At 59.5% G+C, this 21,949-nt stretch carries 19 protein-coding genes; 5 read left to right on the top strand and 14 right to left on the bottom strand.

Annotated elements, in window-relative coordinates; all coding sequences use genetic code 11:
* Positions 1–91: 91 nt before the first annotated feature.
* The 5 genes from M9827_RS11365 to M9827_RS11345 all read right to left on the bottom strand — a co-directional run bounded on the left by M9827_RS11365 (position 92) and on the right by M9827_RS11345 (position 4,559).
* Positions 92–1,321: a spore maturation protein gene (locus M9827_RS11365; protein WP_250605532.1), complete on the bottom strand. Its 1,230-nt coding sequence runs from the start codon at positions 1,319–1,321 to the stop codon at positions 92–94.
* Between the two features lie 216 nt (positions 1,322–1,537).
* Positions 1,538–2,869: a glutamate/aspartate:proton symporter GltP gene (gene gltP, locus M9827_RS11360; RefSeq protein WP_034152229.1), complete on the bottom strand. Its 1,332-nt coding sequence runs from the start codon at positions 2,867–2,869 to the stop codon at positions 1,538–1,540.
* A gap of 701 nt (positions 2,870–3,570) precedes the next feature.
* The gene (locus M9827_RS11355) at positions 3,571–4,035 is read right to left on the bottom strand and encodes an inhibitor of vertebrate lysozyme family protein (RefSeq protein ID WP_250605531.1); all 465 of its coding nucleotides are present in this window, start codon (positions 4,033–4,035) and stop codon (positions 3,571–3,573) included.
* A gap of 2 nt (positions 4,036–4,037) precedes the next feature.
* On the bottom strand, positions 4,038–4,202 hold the full coding sequence (locus M9827_RS11350) for a DUF1328 domain-containing protein (RefSeq protein WP_003177151.1): 165 nt from the start codon (positions 4,200–4,202) through the stop codon (positions 4,038–4,040).
* Between the two features lie 72 nt (positions 4,203–4,274).
* Complete coding sequence (locus M9827_RS11345) at positions 4,275–4,559, bottom strand: hypothetical protein (protein WP_127925304.1); 285 nt, start codon at positions 4,557–4,559, stop codon at positions 4,275–4,277.
* A 427-nt stretch (positions 4,560–4,986) separates the two neighbouring features.
* Here M9827_RS11345 and algB point away from each other — a divergent pair, with 427 nt between their 5' ends.
* Together algB and M9827_RS11335 are read left to right on the top strand one after the other, a co-directional pair.
* Entirely contained in the window at positions 4,987–6,333 is a 1,347-nt protein-coding gene (gene algB, locus M9827_RS11340) for a sigma-54-dependent response regulator transcription factor AlgB (protein ID WP_047297450.1), read from the top strand.
* 10 nt (positions 6,334–6,343) lie between these two features.
* Complete coding sequence (locus M9827_RS11335) at positions 6,344–8,134, top strand: KinB sensor domain-containing domain (protein WP_250605530.1); 1,791 nt, start codon at positions 6,344–6,346, stop codon at positions 8,132–8,134.
* Here the strand turns inward: M9827_RS11335 and M9827_RS11330 are convergent.
* The 7 genes from M9827_RS11330 to M9827_RS11300 all read right to left on the bottom strand — a co-directional run bounded on the left by M9827_RS11330 (position 8,131) and on the right by M9827_RS11300 (position 15,448).
* Positions 8,131–9,744: an EAL domain-containing protein gene (locus tag M9827_RS11330; protein WP_250605896.1), complete on the bottom strand. Its 1,614-nt coding sequence runs from the start codon at positions 9,742–9,744 to the stop codon at positions 8,131–8,133. The two genes, M9827_RS11335 and M9827_RS11330, sit on opposite strands and share 4 nt — an antisense overlap.
* A gap of 76 nt (positions 9,745–9,820) precedes the next feature.
* Positions 9,821–10,603 carry an N-acetylmuramoyl-L-alanine amidase gene (locus M9827_RS11325; protein WP_250605529.1) on the bottom strand — a complete coding sequence of 261 codons (783 nt, stop codon included), beginning with the start codon at positions 10,601–10,603 and terminating at the stop codon, positions 9,821–9,823.
* A 101-nt stretch (positions 10,604–10,704) separates the two neighbouring features.
* A complete protein-coding gene (locus tag M9827_RS11320) occupies positions 10,705–12,780 on the bottom strand; it encodes a GGDEF domain-containing protein (protein ID WP_250605528.1) in 2,076 nt (691 codons plus the stop codon).
* Positions 12,777–13,655 carry an endonuclease/exonuclease/phosphatase family protein gene (locus tag M9827_RS11315; RefSeq protein ID WP_250605527.1) on the bottom strand — a complete coding sequence of 293 codons (879 nt, stop codon included), beginning with the start codon at positions 13,653–13,655 and terminating at the stop codon, positions 12,777–12,779. The genes M9827_RS11320 and M9827_RS11315 overlap by 4 nt, the downstream gene beginning before the upstream one ends.
* Positions 13,656–13,669: 14 nt before the next feature.
* Positions 13,670–14,311, bottom strand: a complete 642-nt coding sequence (locus M9827_RS11310; RefSeq protein ID WP_123470185.1) for a thiol:disulfide interchange protein DsbA/DsbL — start codon at positions 14,309–14,311, stop codon at positions 13,670–13,672.
* 189 nt (positions 14,312–14,500) lie between these two features.
* The gene (locus M9827_RS11305) at positions 14,501–15,112 is read right to left on the bottom strand and encodes a c-type cytochrome (protein ID WP_250605526.1); all 612 of its coding nucleotides are present in this window, start codon (positions 15,110–15,112) and stop codon (positions 14,501–14,503) included.
* Positions 15,113–15,142: 30 nt separating this feature from the next.
* The gene (locus M9827_RS11300) at positions 15,143–15,448 is read right to left on the bottom strand and encodes a c-type cytochrome (RefSeq protein ID WP_250605525.1); all 306 of its coding nucleotides are present in this window, start codon (positions 15,446–15,448) and stop codon (positions 15,143–15,145) included.
* A 191-nt stretch (positions 15,449–15,639) separates the two neighbouring features.
* Here M9827_RS11300 and yihA point away from each other — a divergent pair, with 191 nt between their 5' ends.
* Positions 15,640–16,284 carry a ribosome biogenesis GTP-binding protein YihA/YsxC gene (gene yihA / locus M9827_RS11295; protein ID WP_123455004.1) on the top strand — a complete coding sequence of 215 codons (645 nt, stop codon included), beginning with the start codon at positions 15,640–15,642 and terminating at the stop codon, positions 16,282–16,284.
* A gap of 425 nt (positions 16,285–16,709) precedes the next feature.
* Here the strand turns inward: yihA and polA are convergent, their stop codons facing one another.
* Positions 16,710–19,514: a DNA polymerase I gene (polA, locus tag M9827_RS11290; protein ID WP_250605524.1), complete on the bottom strand. Its 2,805-nt coding sequence runs from the start codon at positions 19,512–19,514 to the stop codon at positions 16,710–16,712.
* A 74-nt stretch (positions 19,515–19,588) separates the two neighbouring features.
* Between polA and M9827_RS11285 the strand changes: the two genes are divergently transcribed.
* Entirely contained in the window at positions 19,589–19,885 is a 297-nt protein-coding gene (locus M9827_RS11285; RefSeq protein ID WP_008081231.1) for a DUF2782 domain-containing protein, read from the top strand.
* Between the two features lie 61 nt (positions 19,886–19,946).
* Positions 19,947–20,900, top strand: a complete 954-nt coding sequence (locus tag M9827_RS11280) for a homoserine kinase (RefSeq protein ID WP_250605523.1) — start codon at positions 19,947–19,949, stop codon at positions 20,898–20,900.
* A gap of 91 nt (positions 20,901–20,991) precedes the next feature.
* Here M9827_RS11280 and M9827_RS11275 read toward each other — a convergent pair whose 3' ends face one another.
* Complete coding sequence (locus M9827_RS11275; protein WP_250605522.1) at positions 20,992–21,912, bottom strand: zinc ABC transporter substrate-binding protein; 921 nt, start codon at positions 21,910–21,912, stop codon at positions 20,992–20,994.
* Positions 21,913–21,949: the final 37 nt, after the last annotated feature.

Below are 21,949 nucleotides of genomic sequence, written 5' to 3'. Positions count from 1 at the left end.
GAGCCTGCTCGCGAATACGGTGTGTCATTCACATTGATGTTACTGACACGACTCCTTCGCGAGCAGGCTCGCTCCCACATTGGATTTTTGCTTAGCCGAAGAACCAGTAGCAGACGCCAATCGCGCCGAGTACACCCGCCAGCTCCGCCAGCAACGCACATCCCACCGCATGCCGCGCGCGTTGAATCCCCACCGCGCCGAAATACACCGCCAGCACATAGAACGTCGTTTCCGTACTGCCCTGCACCGTTGCCGCGACCAGCGCCGGGAAGCTGTCAACGCCCGAGGTCTTCATCGTTTCGATCAACATCGCCCTTGCCGCGCTGCCGGAAAACGGTTTGACCATTGCCGTCGGCAGCGCATCGACAAATCGCGTGTCCCAACCGGCCCACTCGACCAGATACCGAATGCCATCCAGCCCAAAGTCCAGTGCCCCGGATGCGCGCAACACGCCAACCGCGCACAGCATCGCCACCAGATACGGCAACAGATTCTTCGCGACATCGAAGCCTTCCTTCGCGCCTTCGACGAACGCCTCATAAACCTTGACCTTGCGTAACGCGCCGATGATCAGAAACAGCATGATCAACCCGAACAGCGTGAGATTGCCGAGGATCGACGACAATCCCGCCAAAGCCGTCGCGGAAAGGGTGCCGAGCAACGCCATAAACCCACCCAGGAGCAGCGCGCCCGGCACCAGATAGGCCAACACCACCGGATCCCAGATCCGCAGGCGCTGCATGAATGCCACCGAGAGGAAGCCGACGATCGTCGAGCAACTGGTCGCCAGCAGGATCGGCAGAAACACTAGCGTCGGATCCGGCGCGCCTTGCTGGGCGCGGTACATGAAGATCGTCACCGGCAGCAGGGTCAGGGAGGAGGCGTTGAGCACCAGAAAGAGGATTTGCGCGTTACTGGCGATGGTGGCGCTGGGATTGAGTTCCTGCAGCGCCTTCATGGCTTTCAGGCCGATGGGCGTCGCCGCATTGTCGAGGCCGAGGCCGTTGGCCGCGAAGTTCAGGGTGATCAGGCCAAGGGCAGGGTGGCCGGGCGGAACCTCCGGCATCAACCGCAGAAACAGCGGGCCGAGGACTTTGGCCAGCCATTCGACGATTCCGGCCTTCTCGGCAATGCGCAGGAAGCCCAGCCACAGGGTGAGGGTGCCGAACAGCAGCACCATGACTTCAACCGAGAGCTTGGCCATGGCGAAAATGCTTTCCACCATCGCTGCGAAAATCCCGGCGTTACCGCCGACCAGCCACTGCACCAGCGCAGATATTGCTGCCACGACAAAGAAGCCAAGCCACAGGCCATTAAGCATCAGTCAAATCCCCCGAAGAATGCGGCGAATGATAGCGGGGTGGCCAGAAACGACAAACCCCGGATTTCTCCGGGGTTCGTATGGATCTGCCGCCCCCCGATTTACCGGGTGGCCTCAATCTACTGTAGGAGCTGCCGAAGGCTGCGATCTTTTGATTTTGTTTTTTAACAGCAAGATCAACAGATCGCAGCCTGCGGCAGCTCCTACAGGGGGGTGTCAGTTCTTGGAAATTTCGCCGGCCGGCAGTTTTTCCTTGCTGCGCCAGTGGGGCAGGGAGTTCCAGTAGCGCTGGCCTTTGGCGTCGTCGTACATACCTTCCCAACGCGCGATAACCAGTACCGCCAGCGCGTTACCAATCACGTTCAGCGCGGTACGCGCCATGTCCATGATGCGGTCGACACCGGCAATGAACGCCAGGCCTTCCAGCGGAATACCAACGCTGCCCAGAGTGGCCAGCAGCACCACGAAGGACACGCCCGGCACACCGGCGATGCCTTTGGAGGTGACCATCAGCGTCAGGACCAGCAGCAGTTGCTGGCTGATCGACAGGTCGATGCCGTACAGCTGGGCAATGAAGATGGCGGCGATGGACTGGTACAGGGTCGAACCGTCGAGGTTGAACGAGTAACCGGTCGGTACCACGAAGCTGCAGATGGCTTTCGGTGCGCCGTAGGCTTCCATCTTCTCGATCACGCGTGGCAGCACGGTTTCCGAAGACGCGGTGGAGTAGGCCAGCACCAGCTCATCCTTGAAGATGCGCATCAGCTTGATCACCGAGAAGCCGAACAGTTTGGCGATCAGGCCCAGTACCACGAAGGCGAAGAAGGCGATGGCGACGTAAACCAGGATCACCAGTTTCGCCAGCGGCAGCAGCGAGGCAAAACCGAAGTTGGCTACGGTCACCGCGATCAGCGCGAACACGCCGATCGGCGCGTAGTTCATGATCATGTGGGTGACTTTGAACATGCTTTCCGAAACGCCCTGGAACATCTTCACCAGCGGTTCACGCAGGTCCGACTGCAGGCTCGACAGACCGAGACCGAACAGCACGGAGAAGAAGATGATCGGCAGCATTTCGCCGCGGGCCATGGCCGCGAAGATGTTCGACGGGATCAGGTTGAGGATGGTCTCGATGAACGCGTGTTCATGTTGTACTTCGGCGGCGGTCGCCTGGTACTTGGAGATGTCGACCGTACCCAGGGTGCTCATGTCGATGCCGGTGCCCGGGTGGAACAGGTTGGCCAGCAGCAGGCCGACAACGATGGCGATGGTGGTGACGATTTCGAAATAGATGATCGTCTTCAGGCCGATCCGCCCGAGTTTCTTGGCGTCGCCCACGCCGGCGATGCCGACGATCAGGGAAGAGATGACGATCGGGATCACGATCATCTTGATCAGACGGATAAAGATATCGCCTGCCGGTTGCAGGACGTTGCTGATCCACCAGGCCTTCTCGGCACTGAAGTGGTTGAGCAACGCACCAATTGCAATACCCAGAACCAGACCGATGAGGATCTGCCAGGCGAGGCTGATTTTTGCCTTCTTCATTATCTTTACCCTTACTTGCGTTTGACTCAGGCACATGCAGGAACTGGAACGCTCTTAGCGGAAAAGTCTATGCATCTGCCTCCGTATAAGGTGCCCCGAAGCGCGTATTTACGGCTCTTCGGCAGGCGAAAAAAGGCGCAACTATTCCGATGCAAGGTTGCGCCGTCTAATGCCGTAAACGCCTACCCTATGCCGAATCGGCATGAGCTTTTTTAAATGAAACTGGCGTCCCAACCGGTTCGATTGTGACATTTCGGCCGGCATAAGTGCCGTGAACCGGCCATCACAGCGTAGATTGGTTGTTTTTTGAACGAGAAAAATCGACGAAATATTTAGGAAAAAGCCTACGAAGCAAGACTAGAAGTCCTACTGTTTAAGCGGTCTCTTTGTCGATATACGGTCGCCATGAAACACCGCGTAATGTTTTCGCGCGCAGTGTCAGCGATAGAAAGGGTGAGCTGGACGCTCTGGATCAATGTTTTGCGTGTTTGAAAGCTCAGCGCAAGTCCGTCGAGCCACTGAGGGCCGGCGAACCTGCGACGCAGCTTTTACCCTGACCCGGCCCTTGCGCAGGCACTCCCTGTACCCGTAGGTCACTCCGACCCTGCAACAGTCAGAACGTCCCGGCCCCTTGGTCATGCGCCTGCCTTCCTCAGGTGGGCGCAATGGAAGGCAGCAGGGCTGCTGCCTTCATGTTCAAATCAGTACCACTTCGGATCTTTCTTCAGGGTTTCCATCAGCAGATCCTGCATGCCTTGGTCGGGTTTACCGAAGAAGCGATAAGTCGCATGTCGCGTCGGCGACTTGTCTTGCGGCAGGCCTTCCGGCACATCAACCAGCATGGCGTAGGCATCATCCTTGTCGAAACTGAACGCCACGATGAGGCGGTGGTTCAGGCATTTGTCCTGACTCTCGCAGAGCGGGCCCACCAGATACTGGTCACCATCCTCAGTAACCGCGTTCATTTGTTGCTCGGATGTGCCGGATAGATTGACTACCCATTCCGGTACCCGCTCTTCCTTTTTGATCACACCTTCCCAGGTTTCACGGTACTGCGCGTCAGACGCAAGCAGCTCGTTGACCCGCGCCTGGCCATCATTGGCCGCCATCGCCATGGCACTACCGCCCAGAAGCAGGGCGGCTGCCAGTGTCTTAAACACAGTCATCGTTAACCTCGGCCGCGACGGCCAAAGAAGAAGGAAGCGATGAACATCACCAGGAACACGACAAAGAGAATCTTGGCGATACCCGTGGCGGTGCCCGCGATACCACCGAAGCCCAGTACTGCAGCGATGATGGCAATGATCAAGAATGTAATTGCCCAGCTCAACATGGTGATTCTCCTTACTTCTCTATTTAGGGGTGTTACGTGTTCTGGCGCCGCGCGCCCGAATTCATGTGTTCTTTAGAAAACCCAACGCTCTTCACGTGGCAACTGATCCAGTGGCTGTGCCTGATCGACATCCATCATGCGCATCGAGGCACTCTCGGCCTGGCTGCTGCTGACGGCGCTGAAGTGCGTTTGCGTGCTGTGCTGGATCGAGATCAACGGCTCAACCTGCTGGCTGTTTTCCCAGCGCAGGTATTGCTGGCAAGCAATCAGAGTGATCAACAGCGCCAGTACGCCAAACAGGCCTTGCTGGATATGCAGTGGCGAGATACGCACTTGGGCGGCACGTTGGCGAGTCATCCTGGGTTCCTCACTCTCTTGTTGGGTTGGGCAATTCATTTCTGCCCGGGCTGAATGAGGTATTGCAGCCTGCATGCCAGTTTTTTGTTTGAAAAATATTCAATAAAATCAATAAGTTATATGTGATGGAAAAAACGTTTGCGACGCATCCTGCACGATGGGGCATCCGGGATCGTGCGCAATGCACGATTTTTTCGTAGGAGATTTCATTCTTATGGAATTGAGAGCAGGGCGCAGATGTCAGAAAAGTACGCAGGGAATGCCCTGCAAATGGCATTTGTTTAAAAAACCAACAAAATCAACGTATTGGCCGTAAAGGCAGGAGAGAGCTACCCTCCTATGGCTGGCATCGTTCAGAATCAACCATGCAACTTGCCCGATTTTTCCGGGACTAACCCAAGACCAATCACTATGGAGCGTAGGAAAAATGGAATCTGCCACTGAGCATCAAGGCCGCATTCTGCTGGTGGACGACGAATCCGCCATCCTGCGTACCTTCCGTTATTGCCTTGAAGACGAGGGCTATACGGTCGCCACTGCTAACAGCGCGGCTCAAGCCGAGGCGCTGCTGCAACGGCAGGTCTTCGACCTGTGCTTCCTTGATTTACGTCTGGGCGAAGACAACGGTCTCGACGTGCTGGCGCAAATGCGCATTCAGGCGCCGTGGATGCGCGTAGTGATCGTCACCGCGCATTCGGCCGTGGATACCGCTGTCGATGCGATCCAGGCCGGCGCCGCCGACTATCTGGTCAAACCGTGCAGCCCGGACCAGTTGCGTCTGGCTACTGCCAAGCAACTGGAAGTGCGCCAACTGTCGGCGCGCCTCGAAGCCCTCGAAGGCGAGATCCGCAAACCGAAGGACGGTCTCGATTCCCACAGCCCGGCGATGAAAGTCGTGCTCGAAACTGCTCGCCAAGTCGCCGGCACCGACGCCAACATCCTTATCCTCGGCGAGTCCGGCACCGGTAAAGGTGAGCTGGCTCGAGCGATTCACGGCTGGAGCAAGCGCGAGAAAAAATCCTGCGTGACCATCAATTGCCCGTCGTTGACCGCTGAGCTGATGGAAAGCGAGCTGTTTGGCCACAGTCGAGGGGCGTTTACCGGTGCCAGCGAAAGCACGCTCGGTCGTGTCAATCAGGCTGACGGCGGTACGCTGTTTCTTGACGAGATCGGCGATTTTCCGCTGACATTGCAACCAAAGTTGCTGCGTTTTATTCAGGACAAGGAATACGAGCGGGTAGGTGATCCGGTTACACGCCGCGCTGATGTGCGCATCCTCGCGGCGACCAACCTCAATCTCGAAGACATGGTCCGTGACGGCCGATTCCGTGAAGATCTGCTTTATCGCCTCAATGTGATCACTCTGCACCTGCCGCCTCTGCGCGAGCGTGCCGAGGACATCCTGACGCTGGCCGATCGCTTTCTCGCCCGCTTCGTTAAAGAGTACGCACGTCCGGCGCGCGGCTTCAGCGACGAGGCACGCGAGGCGTTGCTCGGCTACCGCTGGCCGGGCAACATTCGTGAGCTGCGCAACGTGGTCGAGCGAGCAAGCATCATTTGCCCGCAGGAACGCGTGGAAATCAGCCACCTCGGCATGGCCGAACAACCGGCCAACAATGCGCCAAGAGTCGGTGCGGCGTTGAGTCTCGACGAGTTGGAAAAAGCTCACATCGGCGCGGTGCTCGCCACCGCCGGCACTCTGGATCAAGCGGCGAAAACTCTGGGCATCGACGCCTCGACCCTGTATCGCAAGCGCAAGCAGTACAACCTGTGAGCGCCCGACGATGAAACTGGCGATGAAGTTGCGGACCCGTTTGTTCTTGAGCATTTCCGCGCTCATCACCGTGGCCTTGCTCGGGCTGCTGCTCGGGCTGGTCAGCGTGATGCAGATGGCGGGAACGCAAGAAACCTTGGTGCGCAGCAACTTCGTCACGTTGGATCTGGGGCTCAAATTGCGCCAGACCCTGGGTGATCAACTGATCATCATGATGGCTGAAAAGCCCGACCCGGTAGCGTTCGAAGCGTCGAAACAGCATTACTTCCAACTGCTCGACGAAGGCATTGCCCAAGAGCAAGAAGGTGATGGTCGGCAGTACGGGTTCAGTCAGGCCAAAGCGGATTACCTGAACTTCCTGCAATCGTTCGATCTGTCGCGTGACCCCGCCAGTTCGATGAGCAGCAGCGCCGACTTCAGAGAGCGCTTCAATACACTGCGCAACGGGCTGATCGCCGAACACAAACATGCACTGGACAACATCAACGCGGTACAGCATGAGGCACGCGACCGCGCGTTGCTGATCGCCGGTCTGCTGGGCTTTGTCGGGCTGGCGGTGCTGATCATCGGTTTCATCACGGCTCACGGCATTGCCCGGCGTTTCGGCGCGCCAATCGAGGCGCTGGCGAAAGCCGCGGACAATATCGGCCAAGGCAATTTTGAAGTGACCCTGCCGATATCCTCGGCGATGGAAATGAACCTGCTGACCAAACGTTTTGGCCTGATGGCCGAGGCACTGCGCGAGCATCAGGCGACCAATGTCGACGAATTGCTCGCCGGTCAGCAGCGCTTGCAGGCAGTACTCGACAGCATCGATGACGGCTTGCTGATGATCGACCGGCAAGGGCATCTGGAGCACCTCAATCCGGTCGCTCAGCGGCAATTAGGCTGGGAAGATGACCGTCTCGGCCAAGGACTGGGTACGGCGCTGGAGCGCCCGGAGCTGGATGCGCAGCTGCAACTGGTACTGCGCGGGGGCACCCTGGAGCGGGCGCCGGAAGATCTGAGTATCGAGGTCGACGGCGAATCCCGCCTGCTGACCTACAGCCTGACCCCGGTCAGCCACACCCAGGGCCATATCCTCGGCGCGGTGATGGTGTTGCACGATGTCACCGAGCAGCGCGCCTTCGAACGGGTACGCAGTGAATTCGTCTTGCGAGCCTCACACGAACTGCGCACGCCGGTCACCGGCATGCACATGGCATTCGGCCTGTTCCGCGAACGGGCGAAGTTTCCTGCAGACTCCCGCGAAGCCGATTTGCTCGACACCGTGAATGAAGAAATGCAGCGCCTGATGCAATTGATCAACGACTTGCTCAACTTCTCGCGTTATCAGAACGGTCTGCAGAAGCTCACACTGGCGCCGTGTTCCATCGAAGATTTGCTGGAGCAGGCGCAGATGCGCTTTGCCGATTCGGCGGCAGCCAAGGGCATCGTCCTCAATGTCGAAGTTCAGGGGCCACTCCCGCGTTTGCAGGCTGATCAGGCGCAGCTTGATCGCGTGCTCGACAACCTGATCGACAACGCCTTGCGCCATACCGCCCGCGCCGGTCAGATCCGCTTGCAGGCACGTCGGCATGGCGAGCGGGTGATTATCAGCGTCGAAGACAACGGCGAAGGTATTGCCTACGGCCAGCAGGGGCGGATATTCGAGCCGTTCGTGCAGGTTGGACGCAAGAAGGGCGGTGCCGGCCTGGGCTTGGCGCTGTGCAAGGAAATCGTCCAGCTGCATGGCGGACGCATGGGCGTTTACTCGCGGCCGGGGCAGGGCACGCAGTTTTATATGGCGCTCGCCGTCTAGGCTTCATCATCCATGCGCCGTCCGGCGAGGCGCCGGCCACGGGTGATCAGTTCGATGAACTGCACCGCGCTCAGCGCATGGGCGAATAGCCAGCCCTGACCGAATTTCACGCCTTCACTGCGCAGCAATTGCGCTTGGGATTCGAGTTCGATGCCTTCGGCAATCACCTTGAGATCCAGCGCCTGGGCCATGTGAATGATGTGTGGGGCGACGCCGCTGCTGGCCGCGTCATGGCCCAGTGCATCAATGAACGCTTTGTCGATTTTCAGGCAATCGACCGGCAAGGTTTGCAGGTAGGCGAGGCTGCAATAGCCGGTGCCGAAGTCGTCGATCAACACCTGATGACCAACGTCGCGCAAGGCTTGCAGGTTTTCCCGTGCCACCACCACATCAATCAAGCCACGTTCGGTGACCTCGAAGGCAATCTGTTTCGCGGCCACGCGATGCAGGGTAAGCAGCCGCGCCATGACCTGGCCGATGCGCGGCACCATCACGTCGCAGGCCGCCAGGTTGACCGAGATGTACAACTGCGGATTGGCCCGCAGCAACTGGCCCAGTTGCTCGAGCAAGCGCTGCAGGACGAAGTCGGTCATCTGCCGGATCTGCCCGGTGTTTTCTGCCATGGGGATAAACAGGTCGGGGCTGGTCAGCGTGCCGTCGGGGCGACGCCAGCGCAGCAGGGCTTCGGCGCCGACGCAGTTGCGGCTGTCGAGGTCGAAGATCGGCTGATAGAGCACTTGCAGCTCGCCGCGGCGGATCGCACCGTGAAGTTCGGCATCCAGAGACTGACGCTGGCGCACCAGTAAAAACACGAAAAACCCGACAAAGGCGCCGAGCAGCAGACACGCCGGGATAATCCACCACCAGACAGCCGGAATGTGCATGCCGGTTCTGGGGGTGATCAGCACCAGCTGATATTCCGGGTTGTCGGTGGGCATGCGGTAGATCAGCCGGGTCTGCGTGACTTGCAGGGCATCGCGACTCTTCGGGGGCCAGTGTTCTGTGGGCGGCCAGGCTTGCGCCGTGCCCAGCACCGGGATGGCGCGGGTGCCATGGTCGAGCACCACCAGCAGGCTGCTGCCGGGCGACAGGTCGACCATGTCGGTCAGGTGTCCGCGCGAGGTGGCCACGCGGAAATTGCCGCGCCCCAGCATCAACGCCGCACGGTTTTCATCGGGTTCGGTGGTGGTGTTCAGCCAATAGCTGTAGGTCGGGCCTTTGATATCAGGCGCTCGAACGCCCGACAGGCCTTCCTGGCGCGGACGGTTGGAGCAGATCCGCGAAGCGTCCATATAAGCCGCTTCGTAGACGAAGCGATAGTTGAAGGTGACTTGCTGCAGCGTGGCGATCATTTCATCGTCACAACTGCGCAATGGCTGCGCTTCCAGGTCATCGAGACTTTCACGCAACTGGCCGAACAACTGTTCGAGGCGGGCGAGGAAGCGTTCGCCTTGCGCGTTCATTTGCTGGCTTTCGCTTTGCTCGACCTGACGCATCGCCACGAACATACCGCCGGCGATCAGCAGGCTGGCACTGAGGACAGCCGCGATCATCGCCAAAAACCAGGGGCGATAAAACCAGCTACGCAGCGTCTCTCGGGTAGCAACCATCATGGAATATCCGAAGAATTACCAATGAGTTATAGCTGCTGATTGCAATTTCGCCCTGACCGTCGGGCGGGCGTCATTATTTTGTCTGATTGAGTACCAGCAGCAACGCGGCCGTTTGTGCATCCGGCGTGCCGTCGAAGCGCGCAGGGCGGAAGTGCATCTGGAAAGCGGCGATGACATGACGCGTCGCAACGTCAAGTTCGCCGGTCTGCGGCGTGTCATACCCCAAGTGCGCCAACTGCGCCTGGAACCAGCCAATGCTCGGCAGTTCGCTGTTGTTGAACAGCATTTGCTGGCGCGCAACGGCCTGTTCGTTCGGCCATATGCCCAAGCCTTCGGCGGCGAGTCGCTTCCATGGAAACAATGGCCCTGGATCGAGTTTGCGCAGTGGCGCGATGTCGCTGTGGCCGATGATATGGCGCGGGCTGATGCCATTGCGTTTGCTGATGTCTTTGAGCAGGGCAATCAGCGATTGAATTTGCGCTTCGCTATACGGGTACCACAGGCGCCCGGTCGGGGTGTCCTTGAAACCCGGATTGACGATTTCAATGCCGATCGAGCTGGAGTTGAGCCAGGTGCGGCCTTGCCACTGGCTTTCGCCGGCGTGCCAGGCGCGCTGGTTTTCGTCCATCAGTTTGTAAATGGTGCCGCCCTTGTCGTCGCCGATCAGGTAGTGACTGCTGACTTCGCCGTGGGTCAGCAATTGCAGCGAGCGCTCCAGTGAGGCCGAGGTGTAATGCACGATCACGAATTGGATGCGGCTGTCGTAATTGGCCGAAGGATGGCTGGTGTTGTAACGCGGGCCACTGGCACAACCGGCCAGAACGAGCAGCGACGTGAGGAGGGCAAATAATTTCATGGCAAAGGGCAGTACACGCAAGACAGTAATGCAACAGTGTAACGTACTGCCTTGCGCGTCGACGGTCAGCGGGCGGATTTAAACAAAATGGAACAATTTGCTCAGCCCAGCTCGACTCGGTTGCGTCCGGCGTTTTTCGCCCGGTACAGCGCCTGATCGGCTCTTTTGAGCACCAGATCGCTGTGTTCTCCCGCACGGAATGTCGCCAGCCCCATGGAGATCGTGATTGTCACGCGCTCACCCTTGAAGTGGAACGGGCAGGCTTCAATAGCCGCGCGCAGGGTTTCCAGCAGCTTGGCGCCGACCGCTGGTGGCGTCGCCGGCATCAGCAGAACGAACTCCTCACCACCGAACCGGGCAATGAAATCCGAGCCGCGCAGGCGTTTGCGCAGCACGGTGGCGATGATTTTCAGCACCTTGTCGCCAGCCAGATGGCCATAGTTGTCATTGATCCGCTTGAAGTGATCAAGGTCGAGCATGGCCAGGCTCAGGGTATTGCCGTGCTGTTGCCACTGCTTGATTTCATGCTCGAGGCGTTCGCTCCACGCGGCGCGGTTGGGCAGGCCGGTGAGCGGGTCGATCAGGGCTTTCTGCCTTTGTACTTCAAGATGTTCGCGGAAGCCCTGGGCTTCCTGTTCCATATGCGCCACGCGCTCGGACAGGCTTTTCAGTCGCGTGGCGACTTCCTGCTCGCGGGCGTCGCGCTGTTTCTGGTGCTGGTCCATGGTGCCGAGCAGGCCCTCGAGATGATTCTCCAGTACGTGCTTGAGGTCTTCCAGGTCCGCTGCTTCCTGCACGCTGGTCTGCAAGCCGTCGACTTGCTCGCGGATTTGCGTGTCCATGGCCTTTGCTGCCGAACTGTTGTCGGCATGGCCTGCACTGGCCGCTTGCAGGTTGCTCTGGAACGCTTCAAGGCGTTCGTTGAGTTGCTGCAGATAGGCTTCGAATTCGTGTTGGCCGCTGTCGGTGATCGCCAGCATCAACGTCGCCAGATCGTCGAGGATCGGGATCAGTTCGTACCAGTTCAAGCCGTGTTTCAGCCGTTCGCGCATGGCCTCGGCTTGCGGGCGGTGGCGTTCAGGCAGGGTCAGGTCGTCGAGCAGGCCGATCAGGGTATCTTCGATGTGTTTGGCCACGGAGCTATAGGACGGCTCCGGAGTGTCCGGCAGGGCGAACAGGATGTCGTGTTCGGATTGTTCCGGGTCGATGGCGGCCAGCGCCTGCGCGATGGGTTCGGGCAGGGGCAGGCTGTCGAGGATCAGTGGCGATGGATCACCGGGGTGGATCAGTTCATCGGGGTTGATCGCCTCAGCGGTCGGCGGTTGAGCCGGCGCTGAAGCCGGGGCGAAAACAGGTTCGGGTTCGAAGCGCTCTGCCGCCGGTTCGGCCGGTTCACTGATGACTTCATTGACGACCGTGGGCGGCACAAAGGCAACCACGTCTGCCTGTTCCAACTGTGTTGGGGCGGCTGGCGTTGTTGGCTCGACAACAGGCGCAACTGCTTGGATGGCGGGAGCTGCCGATACCGGCTCAACCGCCGTGACAGGCGCGGGCGGTGCGGTTTCCGGTGCGGGGGGCGGTGCAGCCAGCGGTTGCGCCGTCGGCGCGGCTGGAACCTGCGCGGGCGATTCTGTCACTTGTGCTTCTTCGCTATCGCGACTGCCAAACAGGCGCTGCAACAATCCCGGACGTCCCGGTTCTGCCGGCGTCTCCAATTGGCTCAATGCCTTGCCCTGCAAACCACTGAGTTCACTCAGCAACAGCGGCATTTCCCGCGCCGAGCCGACGCGGCTATCCAGCTGTTTGGCGAATTTCTTCAGTGGCTGGGCGACCTCACGGGGCAGCGGCAACGCCTGCAACTGCGTGACCAGCGACGTCAGCGCGGTGCTGACTTGATCGATGCGGGTTTCGCGGCGCTGCTCGGAATCGAGCACGGCTTTTTCCAGGCGCGGTAGCAGGGCGGCGAGGCCGGCGTCCATGTCGTCGGTGCGCACCACATCGCGCATCTCTTTCATGCATTGATCCACGACCTTGTCGGTGCCCTCAGCCGCGAGTGTGCTGCGCACCAGACCGCGCCGCAGCAAGTCGAGCCTGGCGGCCCAGCGCCGTTCAAGCTTGTCTTGCTGTTCGATGCTTTTGAGGTACTTCTCTTTCCAGCGCTGGGCGTCGTCGCTCATTCAGGGGTTCCGCGAGGGGCAGGACTCAACGCGGGCAATGCATCGGCCGTGAGCGAACCCGGCAGACGAATCTCTACCGCGACCGGCAGGTGATCGGAAATCGGCTGTGCCAGCACTTCGACCTTTTCCAGGGTGAGGGTCGGGCTGAGCAAAATATGATCAAGGCAACGCTGAGGGCGCCAGCTGGGGAATGTCGCTTCCACCTGCGGGGCGAGCAAGCCGAGATCGCGTAACGGTGACTGTTGTAGCAGATCGCTGGCATGGGTGTTCATGTCGCCCATCAAAATCTGATGTTTATAACCACCGATCAGCTCACGAATATAGGCCAGTTGCAGGCTGCGCGTTCGCGCGCCAAGGGCCAGGTGCATCATCACCACTACCAGCGCTTCCGGGCCTTCGCCGAAACGCAGGAGGATCGCGCCGCGACCTTTCGGGCCGGGCAACGGGTGATCTTCGATCGCCCACGGGCGCAGGCGACTGAGCACGCCATTGCTGTGCTGGGCCAGTCGACCGAGGTTGCGATTGAGTTGTTGATACCAATAAGGGAAGGCGCCGAGCTGCGCCAGATGTTCGACCTGATTGACGTAGCCTGAACGCAGGCTGCCGCCATCGGCTTCCTGCAGGGCGACCAGATCGAAGTCACCCAACAAGTCACCAATCTTTTGCAGGTTGCCTGAGCGCCCGTTGTGCGGCAGCAGGTGCTGCCAGCTGCGAGTCAGATAATGCCGATAGCGCTCGGTGCTGATGCCGACCTGGATATTGAAGCTGAGCAAGCGCAGACGCTGGTCTGCGGGCAGGCCCGTCGATGCCAGGTGATGCTCGTTGACCTGCGGATCATGCAGGCCAACGGTGCGTTCAGACTTCCAGCGGCGCATGGCGGCTGCCGCGCTTAGTTGGCTGCAGCCTTGGTTGCCGCTCGCTCTTTGGCCACCAGTTGATCAGCCAGTTTCAGCGCTTGCTCGGCACCGCCGGCAGAGCCGATGTCGAAACGGTACTTGCCGTTGACGATCATGGTTGGCACGCCAGTGATTTCATACTTCTTGGCCAGTTCACGGGCCTTGACGATCTGACCTTTGATGGCGAACGAGTCGAAAGTGGCGAGGAACTTGTCCTTATCCACGCCTTGTGTGGCGAGGAAGTCAGCCATGTCGTTTTTGTCGGTCAGTTTCTTGTGTTCCTTCTGGATCGCGTTGAAAACGGCTGCGTGAACCTTGTGCTCGACACCCATGGCTTCGAGGGTCAGGAACATCTGGCCGTGAGCGTCCCATGGGCCGCCGAACATGGCCGGAATACGTACGAAGTTGACGTCGGACGGCAGTTTCTCAACCCATGGGTTGATTACCGGCTCAAAGGCGTAGCAGTGCGGGCAGCCGTACCAGAACAGCTCGACCACTTCGATCTTGCCAGGCTCTGCAACCGGTACCGGGTTGGCCAGCTCGACGTAAGGGGCGGCTGGGGCTTCGGCGGCTTGAGCGGTCACGCCGAACAGGCTGGCAGCGACGAGAGCGGCGCTGATGATCAGATTACGCATGCTTTACTCCTGGACAATTTGGGTCGCCTCGCGCGACCTGTTTTCAGACAGATCCTGGCGGGCATGAGTTCTGTAGTGTAACGGCAGCGGCCACAAAAAAGGGCGGCCAAAGCCACCCTTTTTATACTTGCTGCGACGGATTAATCGAGCGTTAACGTTGCGCGAGATCCGTCGCTGCCCAGTGCGGTCTTAGTGCAGACCCTGAATGTAGCTGGCGACGGCGGCGATGTCTTCGTCGCTCAGGCGTTTGGCGATGGTCTGCATGGTCATGGTGTCGCCATCGTTGGTGCGGCCGCCTTCTTCCTTGCGGAAGTCGGTCAGTTGCTTGGCGATGTATTGAGCGTGTTGACCACCCAGGTGCGGGAAGCCGGCGGCGGCGTTGCCAGCGCCATTCGGCGAATGGCAGCCAGTGCAGGCTGGCAGGCCCTTGGCCAGATTGCCGCCACGGAACAAAGCTTCACCGCGTGCAACGAGCTTCGGATCGGCGGCGCCGACGCTGCCTTTCTGGCTGGCGAAGTAGGCGGCGATGTCGGCCAGGTCCTGATCGCTCAGGTTGGTCAGCAGGCCGGTCATTTCCAGAACAGTGCGCTTGCCCGACTTGATGTCGTGCAACTGCTTGGTCAGGTAGCGTTCACCCTGGCCGGCCAGTTTCGGAAAGTTTGGCGCCATGCTGTTCCCGTCCGGGCCATGGCAGGCTCCGCAGACGGCGGCTTTTGCCTGGCCTGCTGCGGCATCACCGGCAGCATGGGCGAAGCCCGAGATTCCCACGGTCAACAGCAGACTCACGATCAATTTGTTCATCAGCTAATCCAACTACGGCTAAGGGTTAAGTTATGGACCGGGCTTACTCGCGCTCATCCACAGGATGATGGCTTGGTAATCCTCGGCACTGCAGTCCATGCACAAACCACGCGGCGGCATCGCCTTGAAACCCTGGGTCACGTGTTGCACCAGCGTCCCCATACCTTTCGCCAACCTCGGCGTCCAAGCTTCCTGATCGCCTCTTTTGGGCGCCATGGGTAGTTGGCCGGAATGACAGGCACCACAAACACGGTTGTACACAGCTTCCGGATCCTGTGTAGCCTGTGCGCTGTAAAGCGGCATCAAGACTCCGGCAGCCAGCAGCCATTTCGTCATAAAACGACCTTTTCAGGGTTGAGAGCGTTCTGCGTTCTAATGCGCAATCAAGGTCTGTCGCTCTCGTGAACTTCATCCTTCGCTGGGACAAAGCACACACAAAATCTGCGGCATTATATACTGGCGTCACTGAAACGGAAGCGACACCGCGTTCCGCGCCCAATCCCGGCGCCGCCCACATCGGAAATCCCATGCAACTCAAGAATCCCATCCTCGGCCTGTGCCAACAGTCCACGTTCATGCTCAGTGCCGCCAAAGTCGATCAATGCCCTGACGACGAAGGCTTCGAAGTGGCGTTTGCCGGTCGTTCCAACGCCGGCAAATCCAGCGCACTGAACACCCTGACTCACGCCAGCCTGGCGCGCACCTCGAAAACCCCGGGTCGCACACAGCTGTTGAACTTCTTCAAGCTAGACGATGATCGGCGTCTGGTCGACCTGCCGGGCTACGGTTACGCAAAAGTACCGATCCCGCTCAAGCAACACTGGCAGCGTCACCTCGAGGCTTACCTCGGTGGCCGGGAGAGTTTGAAGGGTTTGATTCTGATGATGGACATCCGTCATCCAATGACCGACTTCGACCTGTTGATGCTCGACTGGGCCGTCGCTGCCGGCATGCCGATGCACATCCTGCTGACCAAGGCCGACAAGCTGACCTACGGCGCAGCCAAGAACACCCTGCTCAAAGTGCAGTCGGAAATCCGCAAGGGTTGGGGTGACCTGGTCACCATCCAGCTCTTCTCCGCGCCAAAACGCATGGGCCTGGAAGAGGCCTACACTGTGTTGGCAGGCTGGATGGAACTGGCAGACAAAGGCGCCGAGGCGGCAGCCGAGTAAGTCGGGATATGGAAATTTGTTTGTAGTGTGTTCAGGCAAGGCGAAAGGGCAGTGAAAAGCGGCCGGGGTCGCGCTCGACTTCAGGGGACCTAAATGAGCATTTGAGCTGTGCTTTCAAGGCAGCATGAACGCGCTACAGACAAATTTTGGGCAAAAAAAGCCCCGGATTTCATTGGGGAGGGAGAAATTCCGGGGTTTAAGTTCCGAACCGCTAGGGCGGGGTTCAGATATCTGCCAACACTTAACACAACATAGGAGCATCGAAGGGCTTCACCAGCCATTCAGTATCTCTGAGTAGTGTCCTTCCAGATTAGTTCAGATTTTTTTCAAAAAGCTTTGGAATAATCCCAAACGCTTTTCGAAATAAGCAGGTTTTACCGGCGTTGCCGCGACGTTGTATCGCGGCAAAACCGTCTTCAAATGGCTTAGTGAGCCTCATCCCAATTGTTGCCCACACCCACTTCGACCAGCAGCGGTACATCCAGTTTCGCCGCTTCGCTCATGTGTACGCGGATCTCGGCACTGACCTGTTCAACCAGGTCCTCACGAACCTCCAGCACCAATTCATCGTGTACTTGCAGGATGACTCTGGCGTCCAGCCCGGACGTCGCCAGCCAGTTATCCACCGCCACCATGGCTTTCTTGATGATGTCGGCGGCCGTGCCCTGCATCGGCGCGTTGATCGCCGTACGTTCGGCGGCGGCGCGTTCCTGCGGCTTGTTCGAGTTGATTTCCGGCAGGTACAGGCGACGACCGAAGAACGTCTCGACATACCCCTGATCCGCCGCTTGGGCGCGCGTGCGATCCATGTACTCGCGCACGCCCGGATAACGGGCGAAGTAGGTGTCGATGTAAGCCTTGGCAGTCTTGGTGTCGACGCCGATGTCCTTGCCGAGCTTCTGCGCACCCATGCCGTAGATCAGGCCGAAGTTGATCGCCTTGGCGCCACGGCGCTGGTCGGAAGTCACTTCGTTGAGCTCGACCTTGAACACTTCGGCAGCGGTGGCGGTGTGCACGTCCAGGTTGTTGCGGAAGGCGTTCATCAGGCCTTCGTCCTTGGACAGGTGCGCCATGATCCGCAGTTCGATCTGCGAATAGTCCGCCGCCAGCAGTTTGTAGCCTTTTGGCGCGACGAACGCCTGACGGATGCGCCGGCCTTCAGCGGTGCGCACCGGGATGTTCTGCAGGTTCGGATCGCTGGAAGACAAGCGCCCGGTCGACGCCACAGCCTGATGATAAGAGGTGTGAATACGTCCGGTGCGCGGGTTGATCTGCTCTGGCAGGCGATCGGTGTAGGTGCTTTTCAGTTTGCTCATCGAGCGGTGCTCCATCAGCACCTTCGGCAAGCGGTGATCGTCTTCGGCGAGTTTCGCCAAAACTTCTTCGGCGGTCGACGGCTGGCCTTTGGCAGTTTTCTTCAGCACCGGCAGACCGAGCTTTTCGTAGAGGATCACGCCCAGTTGCTTCGGCGAGCCAAGGTTGAACTCTTCGCCGGCGATTTCGAACGCTTCACGCTCCAGCGCCACCATCTTGTTACCCAGCTCAATACTCTGGATGCCGAGCAGTTCCGCATCTACGAACGCCCCCTGGCGCTCGATGCGCGCCAGCACCGGCACCAGCGGGATTTCGATATCGGTCAGCACGCTGGCCAGGCTCGGGATCGCGCTGAGTTTTTCGAACAGGGTCTGATGCAGACGCAGAGTGATGTCGGCGTCTTCGGCGGCGTATGGCCCGGCCTGTTCCAGCGCGATCTGGTCGAAAGTCAGCTGTTTGGCGCCTTTGCCGGCGATGTCCTGAAAGCTCACGGTGGTGTGATCCAGGTACTTCTGCGCGAGGCTGTCCATGTCGTGGCGGGTGGCGGTGGAGTTGAGCACGTAGGACTCAAGCATCGTGTCGAAGGCGATGCCGCGCACGGTGATGCCGTTGTTCTGGTCGCCGCCGATGGCGCAGTTGGCCAGGATGTTCATGTCGAACTTGGCGTGCTGGCCGACTTTGAGTTTGTTCGGGTCTTCGAGAATCGGCTTGAGCGCGCGCAGCACGGTGTCGCGATCCAGCTGCTCCGGCACGCCGATGTACGAGTGGGTCAGCGGGATGTACGCGGCTTCGTTGGCCTGCACGGCGAACGACAGACCGACCAGTTGCGCCTGCTGCGCGTCGATACCGGTGGTTTCGGTGTCGAAGGCGAACAGCTTGGCGTTCTTCAGTTTTTCCAGCCAGACGTCGAAACGCGCCTGATCAAGGATGGTTTCATACGCAGCTTCGGTCGGAACGGCAGGGGCTTCTTCTGCGGGTGCACTGAACAGATCGCCAGCCGGCGCAGGCTCAGCGGCCGCACTCAGTTCCAGGCGCTTGGCGTCGCGATCGAGGTCGTTCAGCCAGCTCTTGAATTCCAGCAGGGTGTACAACTCGTAGAGCTTGGCCGGATCTTCTGCGCCCATCTGCAGGTCGTCGAGTTCGATGTCCAACGGCACGTCGACCTTGATAGTCGCCAGTTGATAGGAGAGGAAGGCCATCTCCTTGTGCTCTTCGAGCTTGGCCGGCAGGGTTTTCGCGCCGCGAATCGGCAGGGTCGGAACGATGTCGAGATTGGCGTACAGCTCGGTCAGGCCGCCATTGACCCCGACCAACAAACCGGACGCAGTCTTCGGGCCGATGCCCGGAACACCCGGGATGTTGTCGGAAGAATCGCCCATCAGCGCCAGATAATCGATGATCTGCTCGGGAGCGACGCCGAATTTCTCCTTCACGCCTTCCACATCCATCGAACTACCGGACATGGTGTTGACCAAGGTAATGTGGCCGTCGACCAATTGCGCCATGTCCTTGTCACCAGTGGAGATGATCACCGGGCGATCCGCCGCCGCGCTGCTGCGCGCCAGTGTGCCGATCACGTCGTCGGCTTCGACGCCTTCCACGCACAGCAGCGGGAAACCGAGGGCAATCACGCTCTGGTGCAGCGGCTCGATCTGTACGCGCATGTCGTCGGGCATGCTGGGGCGGTTGGCTTTGTAGTCGGCGTACATCTCATCGCGAAATGTCCCGCCCTTGGCGTCGAACACCACGGCGAACGGGCTGTCCGGGTACTGCTTGCGCAGACTCTTGAGCATGTTCAGCACGCCTTTGACCGCACCGGTCGGCAGGCCTTTGGAGGTGGTCAGTGGTGGCAGCGCGTGAAAAGCGCGGTACAGGTAAGACGAACCGTCCACCAGGACGAGGGGGGCTTGGCTCATGAGCAGGATCAACCTTTTCGGCGGGTCCGGCGCTAGAATAGCGGGACCGTTGACGACAAAGGGACAAGGTTATCATGCGTACGTTAAATCGCTTGCTGCTGGTCGGTCTGATTGCTGCCTCACCGTTGGCCGCGATGGCGGCGGATGATGCGCCCGCTTCGGAGCCGGAAGTTACTATCAACACGCACACGGAAGGCGACAAGGTCATCCAGGAATACAGTCGCAGTGGCTTCGTCTACGCGATCAAGGTCACGCCGAAGGGTGGCAAACCGTATTTCCTGGTGCGCGCCGATGGTACGGACGCGAACTACATTCGCTCCGACCAGCCGGATATGCTGATTCCGTCGTGGGAAATCTTTACCTGGAAGTAAGTTTCCCGACTTTTAATCGGCGTCGCCTGAGCGCGACGCCTGAACTGAGCAGTTTTTAACCATGTCTGTGTTCACTCCCCTGGCTCGGCCCGAGCTGGAAACCTTTCTCGCCCCTTACGGGCTTGGCCGTCTGCTTGATTTCCAGGGGATCGCCGCCGGCAGCGAAAACACCAATTTCTTTATCAGCCTGGAGCAGGGCGAGTTCGTCCTGACCCTGGTCGAACGCGGCCCGGTGCAGGAGATGCCGTTCTTCATCGAGCTGCTCGATGTGCTCCACGAAGCCGATCTGCCGGTGCCGTACGCGCTGCGCACCACCGACGGCGTGGCGCTGCGTGAGCTGAAGGGCAAACCGGCGCTGCTGCAGCCGCGCCTGTCCGGCAAGCACATCAAGGTCGCCAATGCTCAGCATTGCGCGCAGGTCGGCGAGTTGCAGGCACATCTGCACCTGGCGACCCAGGGCGAGCGCATGATCAAGCGCAAGACCGATCGTGGCCTGGACTGGATGTTGAAGGAGGGCTGCGAATTGCTCTCGCACCTGAGCGATGAGCCGCGTGCGCTGCTGCACAAGGCGTTGGAGGAGATCACCGAGCGCAAAGACAAGATTCTCGCGCTGCCTCGGGCGAACATTCACGCCGACCTGTTTCGCGATAACGCTATGTTCGAAGGCACGCACCTGACCGGGTTGATCGACTTCTACAACGCCTGCTCGGGGCCGATGCTTTATGACGTGGCGATTGCCTTGAACGACTGGTGTTCGGACGAGGACGGCTTGATCGATGGCCCGCGTGCTCGCGCTTTCCTTGGCGCCTATGCGGCGTTGCGACCGTTTACGGCGGCGGAGGCTGAGTTGTGGCCGACGATGCTGCGCGTGGCGTGTGTGCGGTTCTGGCTGTCGCGGTTGATCGCTGCGGAGCAGTTTGCCGGGCAGGATGTGTTGATTCACGATCCCAAGGAGTTTGAGCAGCGCTTGGCGCAGCGGCAGCAGGTACACACACCGCTACCTTTCGCCCTTTAAGATCAAAAGATCGCAGCCTTCGGCAGCTCCTACAGGATGTACATCAATCCCATGTAGGAGCTGCCGAAGGCTGCGATCTTTTTCTATGGGGCTACAGCGATTCCAGGCACCCGGCCAGATCATTCCCCAACTTCTCCAGCACCTGCTCATAGCCCTGAGCTGTCGCCGGGGTGTACCCGCCCAACGCATCCAGTTCCGCCAGCTTCACCGGCAAACCCGCCACCAACGTCTCCGCCAGACGCGGCCGCAACGGCGGCTCGCTGAACACACAGGTCTTGCCGACTTCTTGCAAACGCTTGCGCATCGCCGCGACATGTTGCGCGCCCGGCTGCACTTCGGCGGCCACACTGAACACGCCGGTGTGCTTCAGGCCATAAGCCTCTTCAAAATAATCAAACGCCTCGTGAAAAACGAAGTACGGCTTGCCGTCGACACTGGCCAGACGCTTCTTCAAACGCTGATCCAGCGCATCGAGACGCTCATCGAATGCCTTCGCATTGCTCTGATAGCGCTCGGCGTTCGCCGGGTCCGCAGCGCTCAAGTCAGCGGCTATTTTGTCGGCAATTACCCGCGCATTCACCGGTGATAGCCACAAATGCGCATCGAGCGTGCCCGGGCGGTGATCGTGATCATGCTCGTCAGCTTCTTCAGCGTGGGAGTGGCTGTCCTCAGCGAAACGGCGCAGATGCATTCCCGGCAGGTCCTGCACGGCGACGCTCGGCAGCGTACGACCATTCAGCACGCGCGGCAGGAAACCTTCCATGTCCGGGCCGATCCAGTAGAGCAGATCCACCGACTGCACCTTCCGTACGTCGGATGGGCGCAGGGCATAATTGTGCGGCGAGGCGCCCGGCGGCAGCAACACTTCGGGAATCGCCACACCGTCCTGCACGGCCGCTGCAATCAGCTGCAACGGTTTGATGCTGGTGAGGACTTTGACCTCGGCCTGAGCCGAACCGATCAGCAGAAAACTGGCGACAAAAGCCACAAAAACAGAAAAAAGTCGGGACACGATGACCACTCAAGGAGGCGAGAACGGGTAACATAAT

The organism is Pseudomonas sp. AKS31 (genome assembly GCF_023634765.1).
GTDB lineage: Bacteria > Pseudomonadota > Gammaproteobacteria > Pseudomonadales > Pseudomonadaceae > Aquipseudomonas.
The sequence above is the reverse complement of the archived record's forward strand: the minus strand, read 5'-3'. Positions and strand labels throughout refer to the sequence as shown.

Excerpts from the sequence above, each read along its gene's own strand:
- M9827_RS11365 (WP_250605532.1), bottom strand. The coding sequence starts at position 1,321 with ATGCTTAATGGCCTGTGGCTTGGCTTCTTTGTCGTGGCAGCAATATCT.
- gltP (WP_034152229.1), bottom strand. The coding sequence starts at position 2,869 with ATGAAGAAGGCAAAAATCAGCCTCGCCTGGCAGATCCTCATCGGTCTG.
- M9827_RS11355 (WP_250605531.1), bottom strand. The coding sequence starts at position 4,035 with ATGACTGTGTTTAAGACACTGGCAGCCGCCCTGCTTCTGGGCGGTAGT.
- M9827_RS11350 (WP_003177151.1), bottom strand. The coding sequence starts at position 4,202 with ATGTTGAGCTGGGCAATTACATTCTTGATCATTGCCATCATCGCTGCA.
- M9827_RS11345 (WP_127925304.1), bottom strand. The coding sequence starts at position 4,559 with ATGACTCGCCAACGTGCCGCCCAAGTGCGTATCTCGCCACTGCATATC.
- algB (WP_047297450.1), top strand. The coding sequence starts at position 4,987 with ATGGAATCTGCCACTGAGCATCAAGGCCGCATTCTGCTGGTGGACGAC.
- M9827_RS11335 (WP_250605530.1), top strand. The coding sequence starts at position 6,344 with ATGAAACTGGCGATGAAGTTGCGGACCCGTTTGTTCTTGAGCATTTCC.
- M9827_RS11330 (WP_250605896.1), bottom strand. The coding sequence starts at position 9,744 with ATGGTTGCTACCCGAGAGACGCTGCGTAGCTGGTTTTATCGCCCCTGG.
- M9827_RS11325 (WP_250605529.1), bottom strand. The coding sequence starts at position 10,603 with ATGAAATTATTTGCCCTCCTCACGTCGCTGCTCGTTCTGGCCGGTTGT.
- M9827_RS11320 (WP_250605528.1), bottom strand. The coding sequence starts at position 12,780 with ATGAGCGACGACGCCCAGCGCTGGAAAGAGAAGTACCTCAAAAGCATC.
- M9827_RS11315 (WP_250605527.1), bottom strand. The coding sequence starts at position 13,655 with ATGCGCCGCTGGAAGTCTGAACGCACCGTTGGCCTGCATGATCCGCAG.
- M9827_RS11310 (WP_123470185.1), bottom strand. The coding sequence starts at position 14,311 with ATGCGTAATCTGATCATCAGCGCCGCTCTCGTCGCTGCCAGCCTGTTC.
- M9827_RS11305 (WP_250605526.1), bottom strand. The coding sequence starts at position 15,112 with ATGAACAAATTGATCGTGAGTCTGCTGTTGACCGTGGGAATCTCGGGC.
- M9827_RS11300 (WP_250605525.1), bottom strand. The coding sequence starts at position 15,448 with ATGACGAAATGGCTGCTGGCTGCCGGAGTCTTGATGCCGCTTTACAGC.
- yihA (WP_123455004.1), top strand. The coding sequence starts at position 15,640 with ATGCAACTCAAGAATCCCATCCTCGGCCTGTGCCAACAGTCCACGTTC.
- polA (WP_250605524.1), bottom strand. The coding sequence starts at position 19,514 with ATGAGCCAAGCCCCCCTCGTCCTGGTGGACGGTTCGTCTTACCTGTAC.
- M9827_RS11285 (WP_008081231.1), top strand. The coding sequence starts at position 19,589 with ATGCGTACGTTAAATCGCTTGCTGCTGGTCGGTCTGATTGCTGCCTCA.
- M9827_RS11280 (WP_250605523.1), top strand. The coding sequence starts at position 19,947 with ATGTCTGTGTTCACTCCCCTGGCTCGGCCCGAGCTGGAAACCTTTCTC.